The 19,350-nt window shown below is 61.0% G+C and carries 17 protein-coding genes; 4 read left to right on the top strand and 13 right to left on the bottom strand.

The genetic code is table 11. The features are described 5' to 3' along the window. Nucleotides 1-90: 90 nt before the first annotated feature. Complete coding sequence (locus AC07X6_RS17650; protein WP_230538026.1) at nt 91-609, top strand: GNAT family N-acetyltransferase; 519 nt, start codon at nt 91-93, stop codon at nt 607-609. A 27-nt stretch (nt 610-636) separates the two neighbouring features. Here the strand turns inward: AC07X6_RS17650 and AC07X6_RS17645 are convergent, their stop codons facing one another. The 3 genes from AC07X6_RS17645 to AC07X6_RS17635 all read right to left on the bottom strand — a co-directional run bounded on the left by AC07X6_RS17645 (nt 637) and on the right by AC07X6_RS17635 (nt 4,020). Next, complete coding sequence (locus AC07X6_RS17645; protein ID WP_070218730.1) at nt 637-1,062, bottom strand: Fur family transcriptional regulator; 426 nt, start codon at nt 1,060-1,062, stop codon at nt 637-639. A 187-nt stretch (nt 1,063-1,249) separates the two neighbouring features. After that, complete coding sequence (locus AC07X6_RS17640) at nt 1,250-2,458, bottom strand: SO2930 family diheme c-type cytochrome (RefSeq protein WP_494791831.1); 1,209 nt, start codon at nt 2,456-2,458, stop codon at nt 1,250-1,252. 83 nt (nt 2,459-2,541) lie between these two features. Further along, nucleotides 2,542-4,020 carry a parallel beta-helix domain-containing protein gene (locus AC07X6_RS17635; RefSeq protein ID WP_494791830.1) on the bottom strand — a complete coding sequence of 493 codons (1,479 nt, stop codon included), beginning with the start codon at nt 4,018-4,020 and terminating at the stop codon, nt 2,542-2,544. 158 nt (nt 4,021-4,178) lie between these two features. On the opposite strand from AC07X6_RS17635, the gene AC07X6_RS17630 reads away from it, so the two are divergent. Continuing rightward, complete coding sequence (locus tag AC07X6_RS17630; RefSeq protein WP_494791829.1) at nt 4,179-5,201, top strand: AraC family transcriptional regulator; 1,023 nt, start codon at nt 4,179-4,181, stop codon at nt 5,199-5,201. 10 nt (nt 5,202-5,211) lie between these two features. On the opposite strand, the gene AC07X6_RS17625 is transcribed toward AC07X6_RS17630, so the two are convergent. From AC07X6_RS17625 to AC07X6_RS17580, 10 genes are all read right to left on the bottom strand, one after another. Beyond that, nucleotides 5,212-6,564 carry an alpha/beta hydrolase gene (locus AC07X6_RS17625; protein WP_494791828.1) on the bottom strand — a complete coding sequence of 451 codons (1,353 nt, stop codon included), beginning with the start codon at nt 6,562-6,564 and terminating at the stop codon, nt 5,212-5,214. Nucleotides 6,565-6,672: 108 nt separating this feature from the next. Further along, a complete protein-coding gene (locus AC07X6_RS17620; protein ID WP_494791827.1) occupies nt 6,673-7,551 on the bottom strand; it encodes a proteasome-type protease in 879 nt (292 codons plus the stop codon). Between the two features lie 91 nt (nt 7,552-7,642). Then, nucleotides 7,643-8,452, bottom strand: coding sequence for a transglutaminase family protein (locus tag AC07X6_RS17615; RefSeq protein ID WP_230538020.1), 810 nt, complete (start codon nt 8,450-8,452; stop codon nt 7,643-7,645). Beyond that, nucleotides 8,452-9,396, bottom strand: a complete 945-nt coding sequence (locus tag AC07X6_RS17610) for an alpha-E domain-containing protein (protein WP_076572169.1) — start codon at nt 9,394-9,396, stop codon at nt 8,452-8,454. Before AC07X6_RS17610 ends, AC07X6_RS17615 begins: the two co-directional genes overlap by 1 nt. Further along, nucleotides 9,390-10,859, bottom strand: coding sequence for a circularly permuted type 2 ATP-grasp protein (locus AC07X6_RS17605; protein ID WP_494791826.1), 1,470 nt, complete (start codon nt 10,857-10,859; stop codon nt 9,390-9,392). Before AC07X6_RS17605 ends, AC07X6_RS17610 begins: the two co-directional genes overlap by 7 nt. 128 nt (nt 10,860-10,987) lie before the next feature. Beyond that, nucleotides 10,988-12,145, bottom strand: coding sequence for a sensor histidine kinase (locus tag AC07X6_RS17600; protein WP_494791825.1), 1,158 nt, complete (start codon nt 12,143-12,145; stop codon nt 10,988-10,990). Between the two features lie 68 nt (nt 12,146-12,213). Then, nucleotides 12,214-12,453, bottom strand: a complete 240-nt coding sequence (locus AC07X6_RS17595; protein ID WP_494791824.1) for a hypothetical protein — start codon at nt 12,451-12,453, stop codon at nt 12,214-12,216. Between the two features lie 86 nt (nt 12,454-12,539). Continuing rightward, the gene (locus AC07X6_RS17590; RefSeq protein ID WP_494791823.1) at nt 12,540-13,985 is read right to left on the bottom strand and encodes a hypothetical protein; all 1,446 of its coding nucleotides are present in this window, start codon (nt 13,983-13,985) and stop codon (nt 12,540-12,542) included. A 226-nt stretch (nt 13,986-14,211) separates the two neighbouring features. Further along, nucleotides 14,212-15,087, bottom strand: coding sequence for a hypothetical protein (locus AC07X6_RS17585; RefSeq protein ID WP_494791822.1), 876 nt, complete (start codon nt 15,085-15,087; stop codon nt 14,212-14,214). A gap of 99 nt (nt 15,088-15,186) precedes the next feature. Further along, a complete protein-coding gene (locus tag AC07X6_RS17580) occupies nt 15,187-17,370 on the bottom strand; it encodes a TonB-dependent receptor (protein ID WP_494791821.1) in 2,184 nt (727 codons plus the stop codon). A gap of 235 nt (nt 17,371-17,605) precedes the next feature. Here AC07X6_RS17580 and AC07X6_RS17575 point away from each other — a divergent pair, with 235 nt between their 5' ends. After that, nucleotides 17,606-18,283, top strand: a complete 678-nt coding sequence (locus AC07X6_RS17575) for a hypothetical protein (protein WP_494791820.1) — start codon at nt 17,606-17,608, stop codon at nt 18,281-18,283. 112 nt (nt 18,284-18,395) lie between these two features. After that, nucleotides 18,396-19,346, top strand: a complete 951-nt coding sequence (locus AC07X6_RS17570) for a 2-hydroxyacid dehydrogenase (protein ID WP_494791819.1) — start codon at nt 18,396-18,398, stop codon at nt 19,344-19,346. Nucleotides 19,347-19,350 lie beyond the last annotated feature (4 nt).

Below are 19,350 nucleotides of genomic sequence, written 5' to 3'. Positions count from 1 at the left end.
CGTGGAAGCGGGCTTGGCCATTCTCGCCATCCGCGTGCGTGCATGGAGAAAGGGCGTGGGTATAATGGGAAAAAACTCCCGAGTCCTCCCATGCCCGCACCCGATATCGTCATCCGCCTGTTGACGCCAGCCGACACCGCCGCCTTTCGCGCGCTGCGCCTGCGCGCCATCCTTGACTCGCCCAGCTCGTTTTCCTCGTCGCGCGAGGATGAACTGGCGCGCACGCCGGAGGAACATGCGCAGCGCATCGCCGGCGGCCCCCTGCACAGGGCTTTCGGCGCCTTCGATGGCGAACGCCTGGTCGGCTTTGCCGGCTTGCGGCGCGAACCCTTGCGCCAGCTGTGGCACAAGGCCATGCTGTGGGGCGTGTTCGTCGATGCGCCTCAGCGCGGCCGTGGCGTGGCGCGGCGGCTCGTCAACGCCTGCATCGAACAGGCCGAGACGGACCCTGCCGTCATGCAGGTGCACCTGAGCGTGAATGCGGAAAACAATGCCGCCTTGCGGCTGTATGAATCGCTGGGATTTATCGCGTATGGGACGGAACCGCGCTCGATGCGCGTGGGCGAGCTGTTTTACGACGAGCATCACCTGGCGTTGCTGCTCAAGTGATACCTTCAGGTGATGTCTTTTTGAAAATTACTTGCAGCGCGGGCACAGGCCCTTGATCAGGTAATCGACTTCGCCGCCGCTGAAGCCTTCCGGCAAGAGCACGGGCGGCGGCAGCTTGACTTCATTGAAGCAGGTGACGTTGGCGCACTTGGTGCACTGGAAATGCGCATGTTCGTGCGCCTGGTGGCCGGCGCCGGCGCTGAAGCGCCACACCTGGTCGGCGCCCGCGATGCGGTGCACGAGTTCATTTTCCGTCAGCCATTCCAGCACCCGGTACAGGGTGACGGAATCGATATCGCTGTCCTGCGACAGCGCTTGCTGGATTTCATGGTGGGTCAGCGAACGGCTTTGCGCCATTAAAAAGTCGAGCACCTTCACGCGCGTCTTGGTGACGCGGGCGTTGGTGTTGCGGATCAGCGATTCGGCGTGCGGTGTAGAAGATGATGTCAACATGATAAGCCTGCTTGCGGGGGATCGGCTGGCGGCGTCATCGCCGTGCCCGTTGCCACCCTCTGGGCCATATCTTAGCATGTGTGCCCCTGTGCATGAAGCCGCGTTATGCTTCGAACGTCCAATCCGGCATGCCGGCGCCGCTGGCATGCCCGGGGCAGAGGGCAGTGCCGGCGGAGCGGGCCATGGCTCAGGGCATCGAACATTCGGCCTTGGCCATGCCGGCGATCCACGCGCTCAACATGGCGTTCGCTTCCGCGTGATTGGCGGCGCGTCCGATCACCGGCATCACCGATTCCGAATCCGTATGGCTGGTGCGGTACAGCAAGATGGAGGTTTCAGGCGAGCCCGGCACGATATCGTACTGATAAGGCAGTCCCGGGCCGCCATAGGCCAGCGGCTTCTTGCAGATGCCGCGCTTGATCGAGTCGATCAGCGGATTGGCTGTCTGGTTGAATCCAAGCAATAGTCCGCTTTGCTGGGCCTGGCCAGTGGTGGAATGACAGTGCGCGCAGTTTGCCTCCAGGTAGCCTTTGGCGCGGGCGTCCAGCGTTTGCGAGGCATCGCTCCAATCGGCCGCCTTGGGCGCGGCTGCGGCGCTGATATAGCCGCTCAGCATGCCAAGGTCGTTGAGATTGTCGAGCTGGTTCTTTGCCCCCGTGCCATACACATAAGTCTTGTTCAGATGATGTGCCTTGGTGCCTATCGGCAGCAGCTCGCCGCCGCCAGCCGAGGTGGTGGCGTGGCATTGCTGGCATTGCTGAGCGCTCGGTACTTGATAGCTGATTTTCTGGTGCGATCCATTGTCGCTGACCAGCTCCACGCGTTTGACGTCGCCGCCGATTTTCAGCGATGCGTCTTTCTGGTCGTCATCCCACACATAGGGCAGGCCCAGCCAGCGGCCATCGGCCTGCTTGACCAGCAGGCGGGTTTCGACCAGATGGTTCTTGCTCAAGTCGATGGAATTGCCCTGCACGGTTTGATGGCTGACTGCCTGCGCGCCGATGTAGCCGGCATCGCTGCCTGTCGCCTTCGGGTAATAGAAAGTCTTGACGATGACCGCGCCATTCGGAAAAACAAAGGGGTCGGCGCCATTGCCGTTATAGCTGATCTTGCCGCCCTTGGGGAGATAGATGGCGCGCAACTTGCTGGAGTAATCGGAAAACAGGGGGCTGTTCAAATCATACGCCACGGTAGCGGCATTGAGCCGCATCAACTTGCCATCGCTCTGCACCAAATTCCAGCTCGATAATTTGTCCGGTGCGGTGGTGCGTTCAAACAGCTTCACCTCGGCGGCAAAGCTGTCGCCCTCGGCGGTCTTGCCGCCGCAGGCGCTGAGCAAGCTCATGGCGAGCATGAGGGGGAAAAGTGCGGCAAAAAAGGTCAATCTGGTCTTCATATCATGGACTCCTGGCGAGCAAGGATTGGATGGCGGGCACGCTGCGCCCTGTGGCGCGGGCACGCGCGGCCGCCCCGGTTTGCTTACTTAATGATCGGAAAGGCTGGAATGGCTGGCAGCGTCAATTCACAGTGCATGCGCGGCGCGAATGGAAAGCCTGGCTGTAACAGCTCGGCGGGGAGGCCCGCAATCGCTTCCGGCGGTGTTTCTCCCGCCGCGACCGACGCGCCCAGCTTCAGCCCGATCAGGTTGATATCCAGCGTCTCATAGGAAATCACGCCGTCGATGACGGGCGTATCGAGCGAGGTATTGTTCTTGATGCAAATGCGGCTGTCATCGCTGGCCACGCCACCGATGCCCAGGCCGCCCATGCCGGGCAAGGGGATCAGGCCGCTGCTTTTTGCCGGATCGAGTATGCCGTCCCAGACGCCGTACGGCAGCAGCGCCGGCAAGCCGCTCGACGCCAGCTGCGCGAACAGGCCATCGACCAGGGGTTTGAGCTCCGTCTTGAAGGCGCCGTCCGGCGCATGGCCCGATAGCGAGATGGTATTGCCGTAGGCATACAGGCCATGGATGAAGGGATTGTAGTCCGGGTCGTTGATGGCGAAACCGGTTGCCTGATAGCTGAGCGCCAGTATGCTGGTGGTCTTATGGTTCCTGATGACGTTGTTCTTGATCTCGGTATTGTCCGCCGCCAGCACCATGATGCCGGTGCCGACCGGCACCGAGGTGACAAAGCCCGTGGCATTGTCGGCGACGGGCGTATTGTTGTCGTGGATATTGTTGTTTTGTATCAAAACCCCGGAACCTTTTTTGAAGCGATAGGTGCCGGGCAGGGAAAACACCAGCACGCCGCCCGTGTTGTCATGCAAATCATTGTTCTCCACGATGGCATTGAGCGAGTTTTCTATCTCCACGCCGGCCACGTTCAAATACACTTCATTGTTGCTGACGCGGATATTTTGCGATTGGCCGACATAGATGCCCGCGTCTTCCGAGCCAATCACCTTGCTGTTTTTGACGATGATATTGTCGGAATTGACGGGATACAGGCCATACGCCATTTTGGACGTTTTGGTCGGATCGGTGGTCCACTCGGCGCGCAAGCCATCCATGGTCACATTGCTCGACGCTGAGACAAACACGGCATTGCCGGCCGCATCTTCCACCGCGAAATTTTTCAGCGTGATGGTCTTGACATTGCTGACCTGCAAGCCGTTGCGGCTGCTGGCGTCCTTGAAGGACAAAATGGTATCGCTCGCCGGATTGCTGCCGCTGCCCTTGCCGATAATCGTCACACCGCTGGTGTTCATGATCAGGGGCCGGTCAAAGTGAAATTTGCCGGCCGGCAGCATGACGGTGGAGCCTTCCCTGAGACGAAACAGCAGATTGCTCATGTCGCTGTCATTCATTTGCGCCGCCGTGACGACGACGTCCAGTGCCGGCGGCGCCACGGCCTCGGCAACGGGTTCGCTGGAACTGCCGCCGCAACTGCCCAGCAGGAGCATGGTGCTTGCGCATGCGATGGTTAGACAGCGCTTGAGGCGCGGTAGTTTGTTCATGCTGTGTCTCCCTTGTTGTATGGTGATTTTTATCTTTTTATCCATATTTATGCGATGATTATAGTTCTGCCCTTGTATTTCATTAGTGACAGAAATGGCCTAAATATGTGCATTTCATGCCAAATTTCGGGAGATAAAATGTTGCATTGCATTATTTAATGAGCCACCGGAGCGCGACCATTTCGGTGGGGCTGGCGACCGATTTGCTGCAAGGACTCGATCCCGGTTCGGACCTGGTCAGGACCGTGCTGGCGCGCGCCAAGATCGCTCCCGAATTATTGCTGGAGCAAGGGGGGCGCATTACGATAGAGCAATTTTCCACCTTGCTGCGCCAGACTGCGCTCTTGCTCGACGATGAAACCCCGCGCTTCTTTTCCCGCCCCTTGCGCAATGGCACGCTGAAGTTTCTCTGCCTGGCGATGCTCGACGCACCGAATCTGGATATTGCACTGCATCGTTTCGTCCGTTATTTCCGCTTGCTGCTCGATGACATGGGCTTCGATGTCACGCACGACGATCGGCTGACCCGCATTGCCCTGATTGAATATGTGCCGCCACAAGGGGAGCGGGTGCTCGTCCATGAGCTGATGCTGAAACTGGTGCATGGCCTCGCTTCCTGGATGATAGGGCGCGAGATACCGCTGGCGCGGGCCGATTTTGCGTTTCCCCGGCCGGCGCGGGTGGCGGAATACGTATATTTATTTCCTGGCCCCATATATTTCGAGCAAGCCCAGACCGCGCTGTACATCGGCTCCGGGTATCTGGGCGCGCCATTGCGCCAGGACAAGAGTGCGCTCAACCAGTTCTTGCGCAATGCGCCCGCCGATTGGCTATACGTGCCATTCAATGACAAGATCCTCACGCACCGGCTGCGCGACTACCTGGCTTCCCGCCTGGCCGATGTGATGACGATAGGTGCTTGTGCGAAGGCGCTGCATTTTTCCGTGCGCACACTGTCGCGCCGGCTGGCGGAAGAAGGCAGCTCGTTCCAGACGGTAAAGGATGAGTTACGGCGCGACATGGCGATTTTGCAGCTGATCAAGAGCGATTTGACGATCGCGGCCATAGGGCAGAGCCTGGGCTTCGATGATCCCACCACGTTCAGCCGGGCATTCAAACTATGGACCGGCAGCGCCCCGGGGGTGTACCGCCGTCTCGGGGGCAGCGAAAAGTGCCATTGAACGGCCCGGCTCAGGGCTTGAACGTCCAGTAGCGGCCCGCCACCGTATCGACGGGGTCGAGAAAGCGCTGGTCGGCGCGCGCATTGTTGCGTATCAAATAAAACATGTCGGACAGGGCAGAGCGTTTTTCTGCAAAGTACGCGTGCTTCATGAAGCTCGTGTCGACCCCGGTGGCGTCGATGGTTTCCACGCCGGCCACGATCAGCATGCCGGCGCCGCTGTCGCCCGCGCGCGGGTAGCCGTGCACGGCTTTCGAGGCGGCCAGGGCCAGGTCTTGCGACGAGGCATATAAAGTGACGGGATGGCGCGCGCGGGCCAGTTGCGGCGCGAGATCGTGCCTGAAGATGGCGGCGTCGATGTCGGGCGCGGAGAGGATGATTTCCGTGATCTTTTGCGCCAGCTGCGGCTGCGCGGCCAGCAGGTCGGCCACGGCCCGCGCCAGGCCCCGGTTGCCCATGCTGTGGCCCACCAGATACACTTGCGCCGCTTCCGTGCTGGCGAGAAAGTCGGCCAGGAAGGCCGTGAGGTGAGGCGTGCTCCACTCGATATTGTTTTCATCGATGGTGTAGGCGGCCAGGTCGCCCCGCGACGGCCAGCTGTAGAACACGGGCGCGCCGTCGAAGCCCAGGTCGTAGGCCATCTGCCCCGTGCGCCGCGCCGCATCCTCGAAACTCACGTTGTAGCCGTGCACGAAGACAAAGGCGCTCTTGCCGGCCGAGGCGCGTATCTGCGTTTTTAATGCGGCAAAGAAGTTGTCGCGGTCTTGCACCTCGGCAGACAGCAGCACCACGTGCTTGGCCGGGTCGTCGCGAAACTCCAGGCGCCACAGCGACGGCGATTCCAGCTGGCCCATGCGGTGGTCGCGGGGGATGCTGATGTCGCAGCTGCCATAGCTGAGCGGGCCATCGCTGCCGCCATTGCCCCCCGTGATACTGCGTTCGCCGCTGAAGCGCTGCGCCGGCGGCTTGCCCACGTCGCGCTGGCGGTCGGTGGCGAAATACACTTTCACCACGGCATAGTTCGACACGACGGTGCTTTTATCGGCCGGGGCGGGCGCGGTTGCCACCTCTGGCAACGGGGAGGGCGGGCGCCGCAGCGCATCGAGCAAGCCTTGCGCGGCAAACAGGGTTTCCATGTCGTCGGGCACTTTCGCCGTGGACAGGGCGGCCGACAGGGCCAGTTGCAGCTGGGTATTGCCGGGTTCGGCCTCCAGCGCGCCGATGGCGGCCAGGATGGCGGCCGCGCCGTCGAACTTGGCGATGGCCAGCTTCAGGCGTTGATAGTGGCTGGCGACGGCTGCCGGGGCGTGGCCGGGCGCGCCATGTTCGATGGCCGCGACGACGGCGGAAGTGATCAAGTCCATGCGCCACCTGCCTCTCTGATCAATATGAATTAAATATCAACTCATATTGCTATAAAAGCACGCGGAAAGCGACTTGTCCAGCACTGCGCGCAACTGGTGCGCGGCGGATCAATGTTGCTTGTCGTCGCTGAACTGCTGCGCCAAGGATTGCAGGGGCGCCATCGTCAGGCCGCCGCGGCTCACGTGCCCGGGGATGGCCACGCGCACGGGCTTGCTTTGCATGCTGGTGGACGACAGCACGTTCGCCGTGGTCTCCGGCGCCGCATTCCACACGGGATCGGCGATGCCTTCGAAGACCTGCTTCAATTGCTCGCCCCAGGTGTCGCGGATCATGCGGAAATACTGGTTCTTTTCATCGATGGCGACGAAGCGCGTGACGGCCAGGCTGTCCGCAGTGTAGACGAGCAAGTCCAGCGGCAAGCCGACGGAAATGTTCGAGCGCAGGGTCGAATCCATGGAGATCAGCGCGCACTTGGCCGCCTCGTCGAGCCGGGTCGTCGGGTTGACGACGCGGTCGATGATGGGCTTGCCATATTTCGCTTCGCCGATCTGGAAATACGTGTTTTCATCGTGCGATTCGATGAAGTTGCCGGCCGAATACACCTGGAACAGCCGGCAGCGCTCGGCGCCTATCTGGCCGCCCACGATGATGCTGACGTTGAAGTCGATGCCGCAGTCGGCCAGGGCCTTCGCTTCGCGCTGGTGCACGGCGCGCACGGCGTCGCCCACGATGCGGGCCGCGTCGTACATGCTGGCCACGTTCCAGATGCTGCGCCCGTCCGCATCGACGTGGTCGGAAACGAGCTGGCGGATCGCTTGCGAAATCGACAAGTTTCCGGCCGTCATCAGCACCAGCATGCGGTCGCCCGGGTTTTCAAACACGCTCATCTTGCGGAAGGTGCCCACCTGGTCCACGCCGGCGTTGGTGCGGGAATCGGACAGGAAGACCAGGCCTTCATTCAGGCGCATGCCTATGCAGTATGTCATTGTCGTAAATCAAATCAAAAGGGGGAACATTCTACACCAGCCGGGGCTGGGCTATCCGCCGCAAGCCCCGGCCAGCCTCATTCCTGCCCATTTACACGGGCGCGATCTGCACGTCCACGTGCAAGGTTTCCGTGCCGCCGCCCTGGCGCACGCCGCGCACGGGCGCGGCCGAATCGTAGTCGCGCCCGATGGCCAGACGGCAATACGCGTCCGTCATCAGCCGCGCATGCGTGACGTCGATGCTGACCCAGCCCGCGAAATCCGTGTCTTCCGTCCACGCGTCGACCCAGGCGTGGCTGGCCGCGTGGCCCGTCGTGCCCGGATCGATGTAGCCGGACACATAGCGGGCCGGGATGCCCCAGGCGTGGCAGCAGGCGAGGAACAGATGCGCGTGGTCCTGGCACACGCCGCGCCCCAGCGCCAGGGCGTCGCCGGCCGTGGTGGTGACCATGGTGGCGCCGCTTTCATACGCCACCTTGCCGACGATGTGTTCGGCCAGCCGCAGCAGATGGCCCGTGCCGGCCGTCACGCGGCGGTCCGGCAGGCTGGCGGCCGCCAGCTCCACGATGGCGGGATTGGCCTGCGTCAGCGGCGTCGGCATGGTAAACAACAGCGGCGACAGGGTGTCGACCAGGTTCAGCCGTCCCTTGTGCGGGTAGATGGTTTCCACCACGCCCTGGGCGACCAGGCTCAGCGACTGGTGGCTGCCGTTGATCGTCAGCATGTGCGACAGATTGCCGTAGGCATCCGTGTAGGCGTGGCACTGGCCCGGCGTGGTGATTTGCCAGGACAGTGCCCGCTGCTGCGGCTCGACGCGCGGCGTCAGGTGCAGCTGCTGTATCGTGTAGGCCAGCGGCGCACTGTAGGCGTAGCGGGTTTCGTGGCGGATGGTGAGCTGCATCAGGCCGCCAGGGGAACGAGGAAGTCGCGGCTGACCCGGTTGCCCAGGTCATAAATGTTTTCCAGAAACTCCGTCAAGGTATGGTGCAATCCCGCCTTCATGATGTCGTCGATATGGCCGAATTTCAGCTCGGCATGCAATTTGCCGGCGAACCGCTCCGTATCGGCCGACACATCGTTGCGGATATGCTTCAGATTTTCCACCACGTCATCCATGCAGGCCAGGAGCGACCTGGGCATGTCGCCGCGCAGCATCAGCAGTTCCGCCACCCGTGCCGGCGTGATCACGTCGCGGTAGACCTTGCGGTAGATCTCGAAGCCGGAGACGGAGCGCAGCAGGGCCGCCCAGTAGTAAAAATCGCGCTGGGCGACGTCTTTCGAGGTGTCGCGCGCGCCGTGGAACTTCACGTCGAGGATGCGCGCCGTATTGTCGGCCCGCTCCAGGAAGGTGCCCAGGCGGATGAAGTGGATCGCCTCGTCCTTGAGCATGGTGCCTAAAGTGACGCCGCGCGACAGGTGCGAGCGGTACTTGACCCATTCGAAGAAGGCGCTGGGGTCCGTTTCCAGCAGATTGCTTTTCAAGCGCTTCTGCATGTCGAGCCAGGTGGCGTTCTGGATTTCCCACACTTCCGTCGTCAAGGTCCCCCGCACGGCGCGAGCGTTTTCGCGCGCGCCCGTCAGGCAGGCGAGGATCGACGACGGGTTGTTCGGGTCGCGTACCATGAAATCGAGCACGTCGCGCGTGTGGAAGCGGCCATATTTGTGGTCGTACGCGCTTTGCAGCTCGGAAATGCCCAGGGTGGCGCGCCAGCCTTGCTCCGCGTCCTGCTCGGACTGGGGCAGCATGGACGTCTGCATGTTGACGTCGAGCATGCGCGCCGTATTTTCCGCCCGCTCCGTGTAGCGGGCCATCCAGAACAAATGATCGGCAGTGCGGCTCAGCATGTTTTTTCTCCTGCAAAAGCTGCTTTTTCTTCTGATAATGTGGCTTCCAGTACCCAGGTATCCTTGGTGCCGCCCCCTTGCGAGGAATTGACCACCAGCGAGCCTTCACCGAGCGCCACGCGGGTCAGGCCACCGGGCACCATGGAAATCGTCTTGCCTGACAGCACGAACGGACGCAGGTCGATGTGGCGGGGCGCGATGCCGGCCTCGACATACGTGGGGCAGGCGGACAGGGCCAGGGTCGGCTGGGCGATATAGCCGCCCGGATTGGCCAGCAGGCGCTGGCGGAAGTCCTCGATCTGCGCGGCGCTCGACGCCGGCCCCACCAGCATGCCGTAGCCGCCCGCGCCATGCACTTCCTTGACAACGAGCTTCGCCAGGTTCGCCAGCACATAGGATAAATCGGCGCTCTTGCGGCACTGGTAGGTGGGCACGTTGTTCAAAATCGGCTCCTGCGACAGGTAAAACTTGATCATGTCGGGCACGAACGGATAGATCGACTTGTCGTCAGCCACGCCCGTGCCGATGGCGTTCGCCAGGGTGACTCTTCCCGAGCGATACACGGACAGCAGGCCCGGCACGCCCAGCGACGAATCGGAGCGGAAAGCCAGCGGGTCGAGGAAATCGTCGTCGACCCTGCGGTAGATGACGTCCACGCGCTTGGGTCCGCGCGTGGTGCGCATGTAAACAGAGTTGTCGTTGACAAACAAATCCTTGCCCTCGACCAGTTCCACCCCCATTTGCTGGGCCAGGAAGGCGTGCTCGAAGTAGGCGGAGTTGTACATGCCCGGCGTCATGACGACGACCGTGGGGTCATCGATGCCCATCGGTGCGACGGAGCGCAGGTTGTCGAGCAGCATGTCCGGGTAATGGTCGACTGGGGCGATGCGGTTGCGGGCGAACAGTTCCGGGAACAGCCGCATCATCATCTTGCGGTCTTCCAGCATGTAGGACACGCCCGAGGGCACCCTTAAATTGTCTTCCAGTACATAGAATTCGCCCTGGCCCGCGCGCACGATGTCGACGCCGGCGATGTGGGCGTAAATGTCGGAAGCGACGGCGATGCCCTGCATTTCCGGGCGGTACTGGGCATTCTTGTAGATTTGCTCGGCGGGAATGATGCCCGCCTTGATGATGTTTTGCTCATGATAAATATCATGGATGAACATGTTCAAGGCTTGCACGCGCTGCACCAGGCCCGTCTGCATCTGCGCCCATTCGGCGGCGGGGATGATGCGGGGAATGGTGTCGAACGGAATCAGGCGTTCCGTGCCGGCATCGTCGCCGTAGACGGCGAACGTGATGCCGACGCGGCGGAACGTCAGGTCGGCTTCGGCCCGCTTGCGGGCGATGGTTTCCGGGGATTGCTGCGCCAGCCAGTTGTCGAATTCACGATAGTGTTCGCGTACCTTGCTGTCCGTCCCCACGTCATCTGCAGTCATTTCATTGAAAAAATTTGCCATGTTGTGATGTCCCTTGAGCCGTGTCTGTGTATAGCTCAGCAGGAAACGTGCCAACAGTGCGGACGGGAACAGGTGTAAAGATGACCACTTTTGTGGCGTCGCGCCAGCCTTTGCACCGTTTTGGTGCGTCAGCTGTCACTGTTGGGGACGCCAGCGGGCGGGACGAAGGGACGGCAATCGACGGGCACGTCGAAGATGAAGCTGGTGCCCGTTTCCGGCGCGCTGTCGACGGCGATGCTGCCGCCGTGGCTTTCGGCCACGTTCTGCACGAAGGGCAGGCCGATGCCCCAGCCGGGCGCGGGACTGTCGTTCTCGCGGCGCAGGTAGTCGAAGATGCGCTCCGCCTGGGCCGGCGCGATGGCGTGGCCGCCGTTGTGGACGGTGATGATCAGGCGTTCGTGGCACGCTTCCACATGCACCTTGACGGGCGCGTCGTCGCCGTACTTGATGGCATTGCCGAGCAGGTTTTCCAGTGCGCGCCGCAGCGAGTTCTCGCACCACCAGCCGGTGACGGATTGCCCGCTGACCTGGCATTTGCCGGGCCGCTGCAGGTTGACCTGGCCGGCCACGGCGTGTACCAGGGGCAGCACGTCGAACTGGCTCAGGGCCAGCGGCAGCCGCTGGCCCTGGTGGTAGCTGAGGGTGTCGAGCAATTCCTCGATCATGCTGTCGAGCCGTTTGCTGTGCTCGGCAATCTTGCGTGCCAGCAATACCACGCGTTCCGGCTCCGCTGGCCGCAGCAGCAGCTGGGCGCTGGTGCTGATCACGGCCAGCGGGTTGCGCATGTCGTGCGACAGGCCGGCCGCGATGCGGCGCCGGAAGCCTTCGTGCATGCTGGTAAATTCGCGTATCGATTCGCGGATGCCCGAGTCGATCGACTCGTTGAGCACCTGCCAATCCTTGCGGCGCAAGGTGATATGGGCATCGTGGGCGGCGGCGGCGAAGCAGTCGCGGAAGATCTGGTATTCCTGGATCACCTGTTCCGGCCCGTAATTGGTCATGCGCGCCCGTTCGTTGCCATGCACGGCGGGCACGTTGCTGTTGCTGGCTGCATTGTCGCGCGGATGGCCCGGCGTGAGGGCTTCGGCCAGGTTGTCGAAGAAGGCGGGCAGGGTATTGATGAGTATGGGCGTGAGCAAGCGGTCGGCGCCGCGCACCTTGGCGCGCACGCGCTGTTCCCAGGCGTTGAGGACGGCGTCGCGCATGGCAAAGATGCGCTGCGCGCGCTGCAGTGGCTGGCGCGCGCGAGCCTGGCGACCCGCATGATGATCCGTGGCAATATTCACCTGGACTCCCGGACAGGAATGACTATGCTCATCATAGTATGCGCCTGATTCGCCGCCAGGAAAACGCCTTATTGACCAGTATCGGCCTGCCGCAAGGCCGCATACAGGCGGGAAAGCGAGGCTGACCACTCGGCCAGGGAAAAGTTCTGTGGGTCGTCATGACCATTCGCAAAGCCCGTAATATGCTCATGCATACCTGCACTAACCTGGGGTAATAACAGCCGCAGAACGATAGAGTAGTTTTCAAATTCTGCATACGCATTAAAGATATCAAATGCATATTCTATTTCCTTGATATCCGCCCTCATGTGTTTCAGTTTTCGTGCCTGGCATTGGAAAACAGGAATATCAAATTATTCAGTTTCATATTCTTATTATCTGGCTGCAATCATAGTCATTCATTCAACGCGATTTTCTTGGGAGGAATTCTATTTTTTGCAATCCCGGATGAAATTAAAATACCAAATTCATTATGTAATGCCCAACGTACAATCGAAGCCTGTCCAGTTCTGACTTGCAAGCCAGAAAATAATCCATCTTTGGCAATGACGTCAATGGCGGAATCAATGACTTGCGTTGATAGTGTGTACAGGCATCCAGTCCGCATGGCGTCCAGGATTAGCTCCCCTTGGGTCGCGGCATTCATTGTGCTAATGCCATTTTCGTATGGCACATTCAGGTCAATCATTGCCTTTTTTGTCAAATCCACAGTTGCCTGAAGTTTTTTGGTGGAATCTGTGACAGAAGCAATATAAGCATTCAGCGCCGCTAGTTCCTTCGCATCGGGCTTCATATTGTTGGGGGACGCATCTTTTTTCTTCGGTAATTTCGATATCTCGTTTTTTGCTTCTTTAATCTTTTCATTTGATTTATCTATTAAATCGACTGAATCATTTATTGAGTCACTCAGTTTGCTGAATTTTTTTGTCAAAGTGCCATAAACGTTATGATTGTCGCCATTTTCCTCGTTGTCATTTTCCGAATCTGGGAAATTTATGTTGCTTATGGCATGCTCAGGATTGATTATGCGTGCACTTCCTTCGAGTGAGGAATATAAACTCCATCTGAATGCACTATCTGCTATAGTTTTTCCAGAAATAGATGTCATGGTATATTGAGGCTTCAATGCTGCCGCCAAAGAAATTGCCGTTTCAATAATTGCTGATGCAGAATTTAATCCTGTTATAGTAATGGTTCCCAATTCAGGCTTTGATACCGTGAGAGCGGAATTTAGTTCTGCATTTGCCGCATTAATTTTTTTCTCAAAAAAATTTACGTTAATCAATGTTGATCTGTAAATATCTATAAGTTGTCGGGGCTTGCTTTCTTCCTGGACAATGATAGGGAGTGATGTGCTTTTGGTTATTTCTCGCTGGCAACCCAATGCAGGGTTTGAAATGGCAGCCTTGATTTTTTTGGAAACGATATCGGAAATCAGTAACACACTGTCGTAAGTCATTTCAATCGCCGCCGCATCTACTGCTGGAGCTTTTGGGGCATTTACTCTGTATTTTGATGGATCTAGTGGAGTTGGAAGCAAGCTCTTTTCCTTCTCGATTCTCGCCTTGTCTGCCTCTATTCGAGCCTTATCTACATCGGCTGTGGCTTTTGCGAGTTCTATCTGTGTTTTTGAGAGTAAATTCAAAGAATTTCCCTCAATTAATTTTGTTGCATTATTCGCTTCAGCAATAGCTTTGTTCGCATCTGATATTCGTTTTATCTGTTCAAGATAATCCGCTTGATTTTTTGCAATATCAATTTCCTCCTTGGTTGCCGCATTGCAAGTAAAGTATAGAAAAATTCCAAACAGCACACTGAAAAATCGAAGAGTATTTTTCATATTTGCACCATGTATCCAGGGAATAAAAAAATGAAAGATAAATATTTGGCATCCCACGAAAACTACCTGTGGTGAGCCGGCTTGCCGTAAAGCCTGTTTTCTATTTCACATATGGGGCGTGAAAAAAATTTCTGTGAATGTCATAAATTTTTCAGGGCAGGTGTGATAGTGCAAAAGTTTTTTTTACGTCTGTATATTATCCTCCAGCCTAACAAATGTAATGCCCTTAATTTTTCAGTTGACTGTTTTTAATGACGAGTGTCAAACATGCGATTTGATGCGACCACTGAGCTATTGAAAAGTTCTGTGGGTCGTCATGACCGTTCGCAAAGCCCGTATCGAGCACGGCGTGGAAAGCGGGGATCAGCCACGTGCCCTTGCGCACGCTGGCGGCGATGTAGAGCAGGGCCAGCCGCTCGTATTGGGCGGGCGTAAAGCCGGGATCGGGCGCCAGGCCGTCGTTGCCCTTGCCGCCGCCGGGCACGGAATGGCGCGGCTGCACCAGTTCCACGTGCAGGAACAGGCCCGTCAGCGACGGCTTGTCCTTTTCCAGCTTGCTGGCATAGCCGGCCGTGCCGAAGTCGCGCACGGCCAGGGAACCGCCGAGGCGGTTCACGTAGACATGGCCTTTCGGGCCGCCGCCCAAGGCCGGATTGCGCAGCGTAAAGTTGTTGAAATCCCAGCTGGCGTCGTTGATGTGCTCGGGAATGGTTTCCAACAAGAAATTCGGGTAGCTGGTGTCGTGGATGACGAAATAGCGGGCCATCGGTGCCGCCAGCCGGCCCACGGCGCGCGACAGCGGTGCATCGACGGCGCCGCCCGCGTCCGCTTCGCTGATCGATTGCTGCGCCAGCCAGGCGCGCAGCCGGGACGGGGCGACGTCCGTGCGCTGGCCGATGTGCTCGGCAAGAAAGTCCGGCAGCGGCGCGCTGTCGCCCAGCCGCGCATACAGTTTGACGGGACGCAACAAGCACGTGGCTTGCGCCCGCGCATCGCCCTTGAAGCCGCTTTTCCAGGCGGCGTAGGGACAGGCGGCTTGCTTTTGGGCAGCGGCTGGCAGGGACAGGCAAAGCAAAAGCAGCAGGGCAGGGAGTCGTTTCATGCCGCATTGTCGCCGAAGCGTGGCTTGCGGCACAGGCGCGCACACATAAAAAAAAGCTGCCCGAAGGCAGCTTTTCGTCGCGCGACAGGCGCGCGGTCTTTAAAACGCCACGCTGGCCGACACCACCACGGTGCGCGGCGCGGCCAGCACCAGCGAGCCGATATTGAAGGACGACACGGACGACGACCAGTAATTGCGGTCCGTCACGTTGTCCACGCGGGCGCGCAAGGTCACGTCACGGCCCGCCACTTGCGTCAGGTAGCGCGCGCCGATGTCGAGGCGGGTCCACGATGGCAGTTGCCTGCTGTTGGCCAGGTCCGCGTATTGCGTCGAGGTGTAGATGGTGCGGGCGTTCAGGGTCAGGCCCGGCGCGCCGGGCACGTCCCATTCGCCGCCAACGCTCATCTGCGTTTCCGGTGCGCCGATGGGTTTCTTGCCATTGTTGGTGGCCACGCCGGTATTGCTGAGCTTTGCATCGAGCCAGGTCAAGCCGCCCAGCAGGCGCACGCCCTGCATCGGCGTGCCGAAAATCGACAATTCCAGGCCACGGTTGCGCTGTTCGCCATCAAGTTCGGCCCGCTTGCCGACCACGGCCAGCAAAGGCTTGCTTGTCGTGAACAGGGCGGCGCTCATGCCCAGCTTGCCGCCGTCATACTTGACGCCGATTTCCTTCTGCTTCGATTTGTACGGCGCAAACACCTCGCCCATGTTGTCGACATTGAGCTGCTGGCCGTTTTCCACGTACGTTCCCGTGGCCGCCGGCCCCTTGACCAGCGCCTCAATGTAGTTGGCGTACAGCGACACGTCCTTGCTGGCCTTGAAGACGATGCCAGCCACGGGCGTCGTGGCGCTCTCGTCATAGGCCTTGCCTTGCGGCGCCGAGGTGTTGTAGTCGTAACCGGCATCCTTGATCTGCTGGCGGCGCAAACCCGCGGTCAGCAGCAGCTTGTCGTCGAGGAAGGCCATGGTGTCGGCCAGGGCGTAGCTGTTGAGGATGGTTTTCTGGGTGATGCGCGGGTCGCTCATGATGCCGCCCGCGTATGGCGTCGGCGGCGCGGTCACGTCGACCGGTGCGTAAATGTTGGTGGCAAACTTGTCGCCGATCGCATACGCGTTCTTCGCTTCATTCCAGTGCCCGGACCAGCTGGCCACCAGGGTGTGCTTGACGGTGCCCGTAACGAGCTTGCCGCGAATGCCCAGTTCGCCCGTGCGGATTTCCTGCTTGCGCGCATTGTCGAAGCGTGACACCTCGGCGTCGCCATTGATCGAAGTCAACGTCGGCTCGGCCAGGCTGTTGGCTTCCCTGGTCGAGCGGGAGCCAAATGCGGCCCAGGCCACGACATCCTTGGCCAGATCCACTTCGGCGCGCGCCGTGCCGAACACATCGTGTTCCTTCGAATAGCTCCACGGCTGGGCAAAGTTCTTCGACGCATCGGGTGCGGATGGCAGCACGGCCACGCTGCCAATGCCGACGGACGGGCGCGGCGATGTCAGGTCGAAATTCTGGTAGCCGGCATCGGCCGACAGGCGATAATTGCGGCCGCGATAGTCGAGGCCGACGGAAAACATGCCCACGTCGTGGTCTTCGCGCTGGATGCCGGTCTCGCCCTGGCGCTTGGCGGCATTCACGCGCACGCCGAATTCCTGCTGCTCGCCAAAGCGGCGCGCCACGTCGATGGCCGCATAGGCGTGGCCGCCCGATTCCACGCCCACGGTCAGTTCCGTCAGCGGCGCGTTGCCGGCGCGCTTGGGCATCAGGTTGATGGCGCCGCCGATGCCGCTGCCGCCCGGCGCCGCGCCGTTCAGGAAGGCGCTGGCGCCACGGAACACTTCCACTCTTTCCAGTAGTTCCGGCGAGACATATTGGCGGGGCAGCACGCCGTACAGGCCGTTGTACGCGACGTCATCGGAATCGAGGGCGAAGCCGCGGATCACATACACTTCCTGGAAATTGCCGTAGCCGCGCGACATGCGCACGGCCGGATCGCTTTGCAGCAAGTCGCCCACGCTGCGCGCTTGCTGGTCGGCAATGAATTGCTGCGTATAACTGGTGCTGCCGAATGGCGAGTCCATCATGTCCACGGCACCGAGGATGCCCATGCGCCCGCCGCGCGCCACCTGGCCGCCCGCGTAGGCTTTCGACAAGCCTTCCGCCGAGGCGTCGGCCGAGGCGCTCACGACCACGGTCGGCATGGTTTGCGCGTCTTGCGCATGGGCGGCGGCGCTGGCCAGCAGGAAGGCGGCCAGGGCGAACGGGGTAGGGACGCGGCGGAAGGTGCGCATGGAGTTATCCGGATATTAATGAGAATGATTATCATTATATTCCAGTGAGGCGCCGCGCGTGGGAAAGTGTGAGAAAGCGGCAAAAAAAAGTCGCCATCCGTGCCACACCGGGCGCCTAAAAGTGCCGGAATCTGGCGGGAAAAGGCGCGCCAGACGATACCTTGTGGATTTATTAATGCCTACGGTCAAGTTTCGCTAAAATAGGCCATCGCGCCCGGCGCCCACAGGAAACCGCATGCCATTGCACCGCCATCTACCGTCCGCCTCCCTGCGCCTGCGCATACGGGGCGGCTTGAGCCTGAAAGGCGCGGCCGTCGCGCTGATCCTGGCCATGCACGTGCTGGGCCTGTATTTCCTGCTGCTGCCGGCACGGCAATTGAAGCAATACACGGAAGTGGCCTTCATGACCCTGCTGCCGCCCCGTCCAACGCCGCAGGCGCCGCCGATGGCCTTGCCGCTGCCCATGCCGGCTCCCGTGCCGCGCGCGCGCAGCAGTGCGCCGCCGGCCGCGCCTCCCGCCATCCCCGCGCCACCGGCCGTGGCTGCGGAAAGCATCACCGTGCCCGCCGAAGACTTGCCCGCCGCGCCGGCCGGCGCCGACTTGCGCACGCGCGCCCGGCTGGCCGCTGGCGCCGCCGACAAGGCCTTGCGCGGCGAACTGAAACAAGACAAACCCTGGCTGGCCGCTGCCGACCTGAAAAGTGAAAGCGCCTTCCAGAAGCTGGTCGCCTCCGCCTGGCGCGGCGGCCCCATCATCCGCGTGGAAGAATACCTGACGGCCGACGGCCGGCCCGCCACGCGCGTCGTCAGCGCCGGCGGCGCCACCTGCTATGGAATGGCCGACAATCCTGGCTCCGGCGCCGACCCGTTCAAGACGGGTGGCAAGGTCAAGCGCGTGCCTTGCCCGGGCTAAAGTTTCCAAGCGGTACACGGTTTTCACGGCAATTACGGGCGCTCAGCCCCGGCTGGTTCCCAACTATGCTAAGTTGCGTCTGCAAATCTTGTCGACACGACCCAGGACGCCCATGCCACCCGAACTCCTCATCCTCGCCCCCAGCCCTTCGGCTGCCGTCAACGCGCAGCTGGAACAGCACTACACGTGCCACCACGCCTGGCAAGTGCCGGCGGACGAGCGCCATGCCTGGCTGGCCGAACGGGCGCCCGGCATCCGCGCCGTCGTCACCACGGGCGCGCTGGGCTTGAACGCCGGCGACATGGCCTTGCTGCCGAACCTGGAAATCGTCGCCGTCAATGGCGTGGGCCTCGACGGCGTGGCGCTCGATCAAGCGCGCGAGCGCGGCATCGCCGTCACCACCACGCCGAACGTCTTGACCGATGACGTGGCCGACCTGGCGCTGGCCTTGCTGCTGGCCAGCGCGCGGCACGTCGTGGCGCTCGACCGTTTCGTGCGCGACGGCGGCTGGGAGCGCCGCGAAGCCATCGCCCCAGCGTCCAGCCTGCGCGGCAAGACGGCCGGCATCTTCGGCTTCGGCCAGATCGGGCAAGCCATCGCGCTGCGCCTGGCCGCCTTCGGCGTCCAGGTCCGCTACTTCCAGCCGCGCGCCATTCCCGGCGCGAGCGCGCCACGCGCCGCATCGCTGCTGGCCCTGGCGCAGGAAAGCGATTACCTGATCGTTTGCGCGCCGGGCACGCCGGCCACGCGCAAGAGCATCGACCGCACGGTGCTCGACGCGCTCGGTCCGCAAGGCACCCTGATCAACATCGCCCGTGGCGCCCTGATCGACGAAGACGCCCTGATCGCCGCCTTGCAGCAGGGCCGCCTGGGCGCGGCCGGCCTCGACGTGTTTGCCGACGAGCCGCGCGTGCCGGCAGCCTTGCGCGCCTTGCCGAACGTAGTGCTCACGCCCCACGTGGGCAGCCTGACCGTGGAAACGCGGCACGCGATGGGGCAACTGGTGGTCGATAACCTGGCCGCCCACTTTGCCGGCTTGCCGCTGCGCACGCCCGTGCCCTGACGCT

This window comes from Janthinobacterium sp. GW460-12-1-14-LB5, assembly GCF_059423585.1.
The sequence above is the reverse complement of the archived record's forward strand: the minus strand, read 5'-3'. Positions and strand labels throughout refer to the sequence as shown.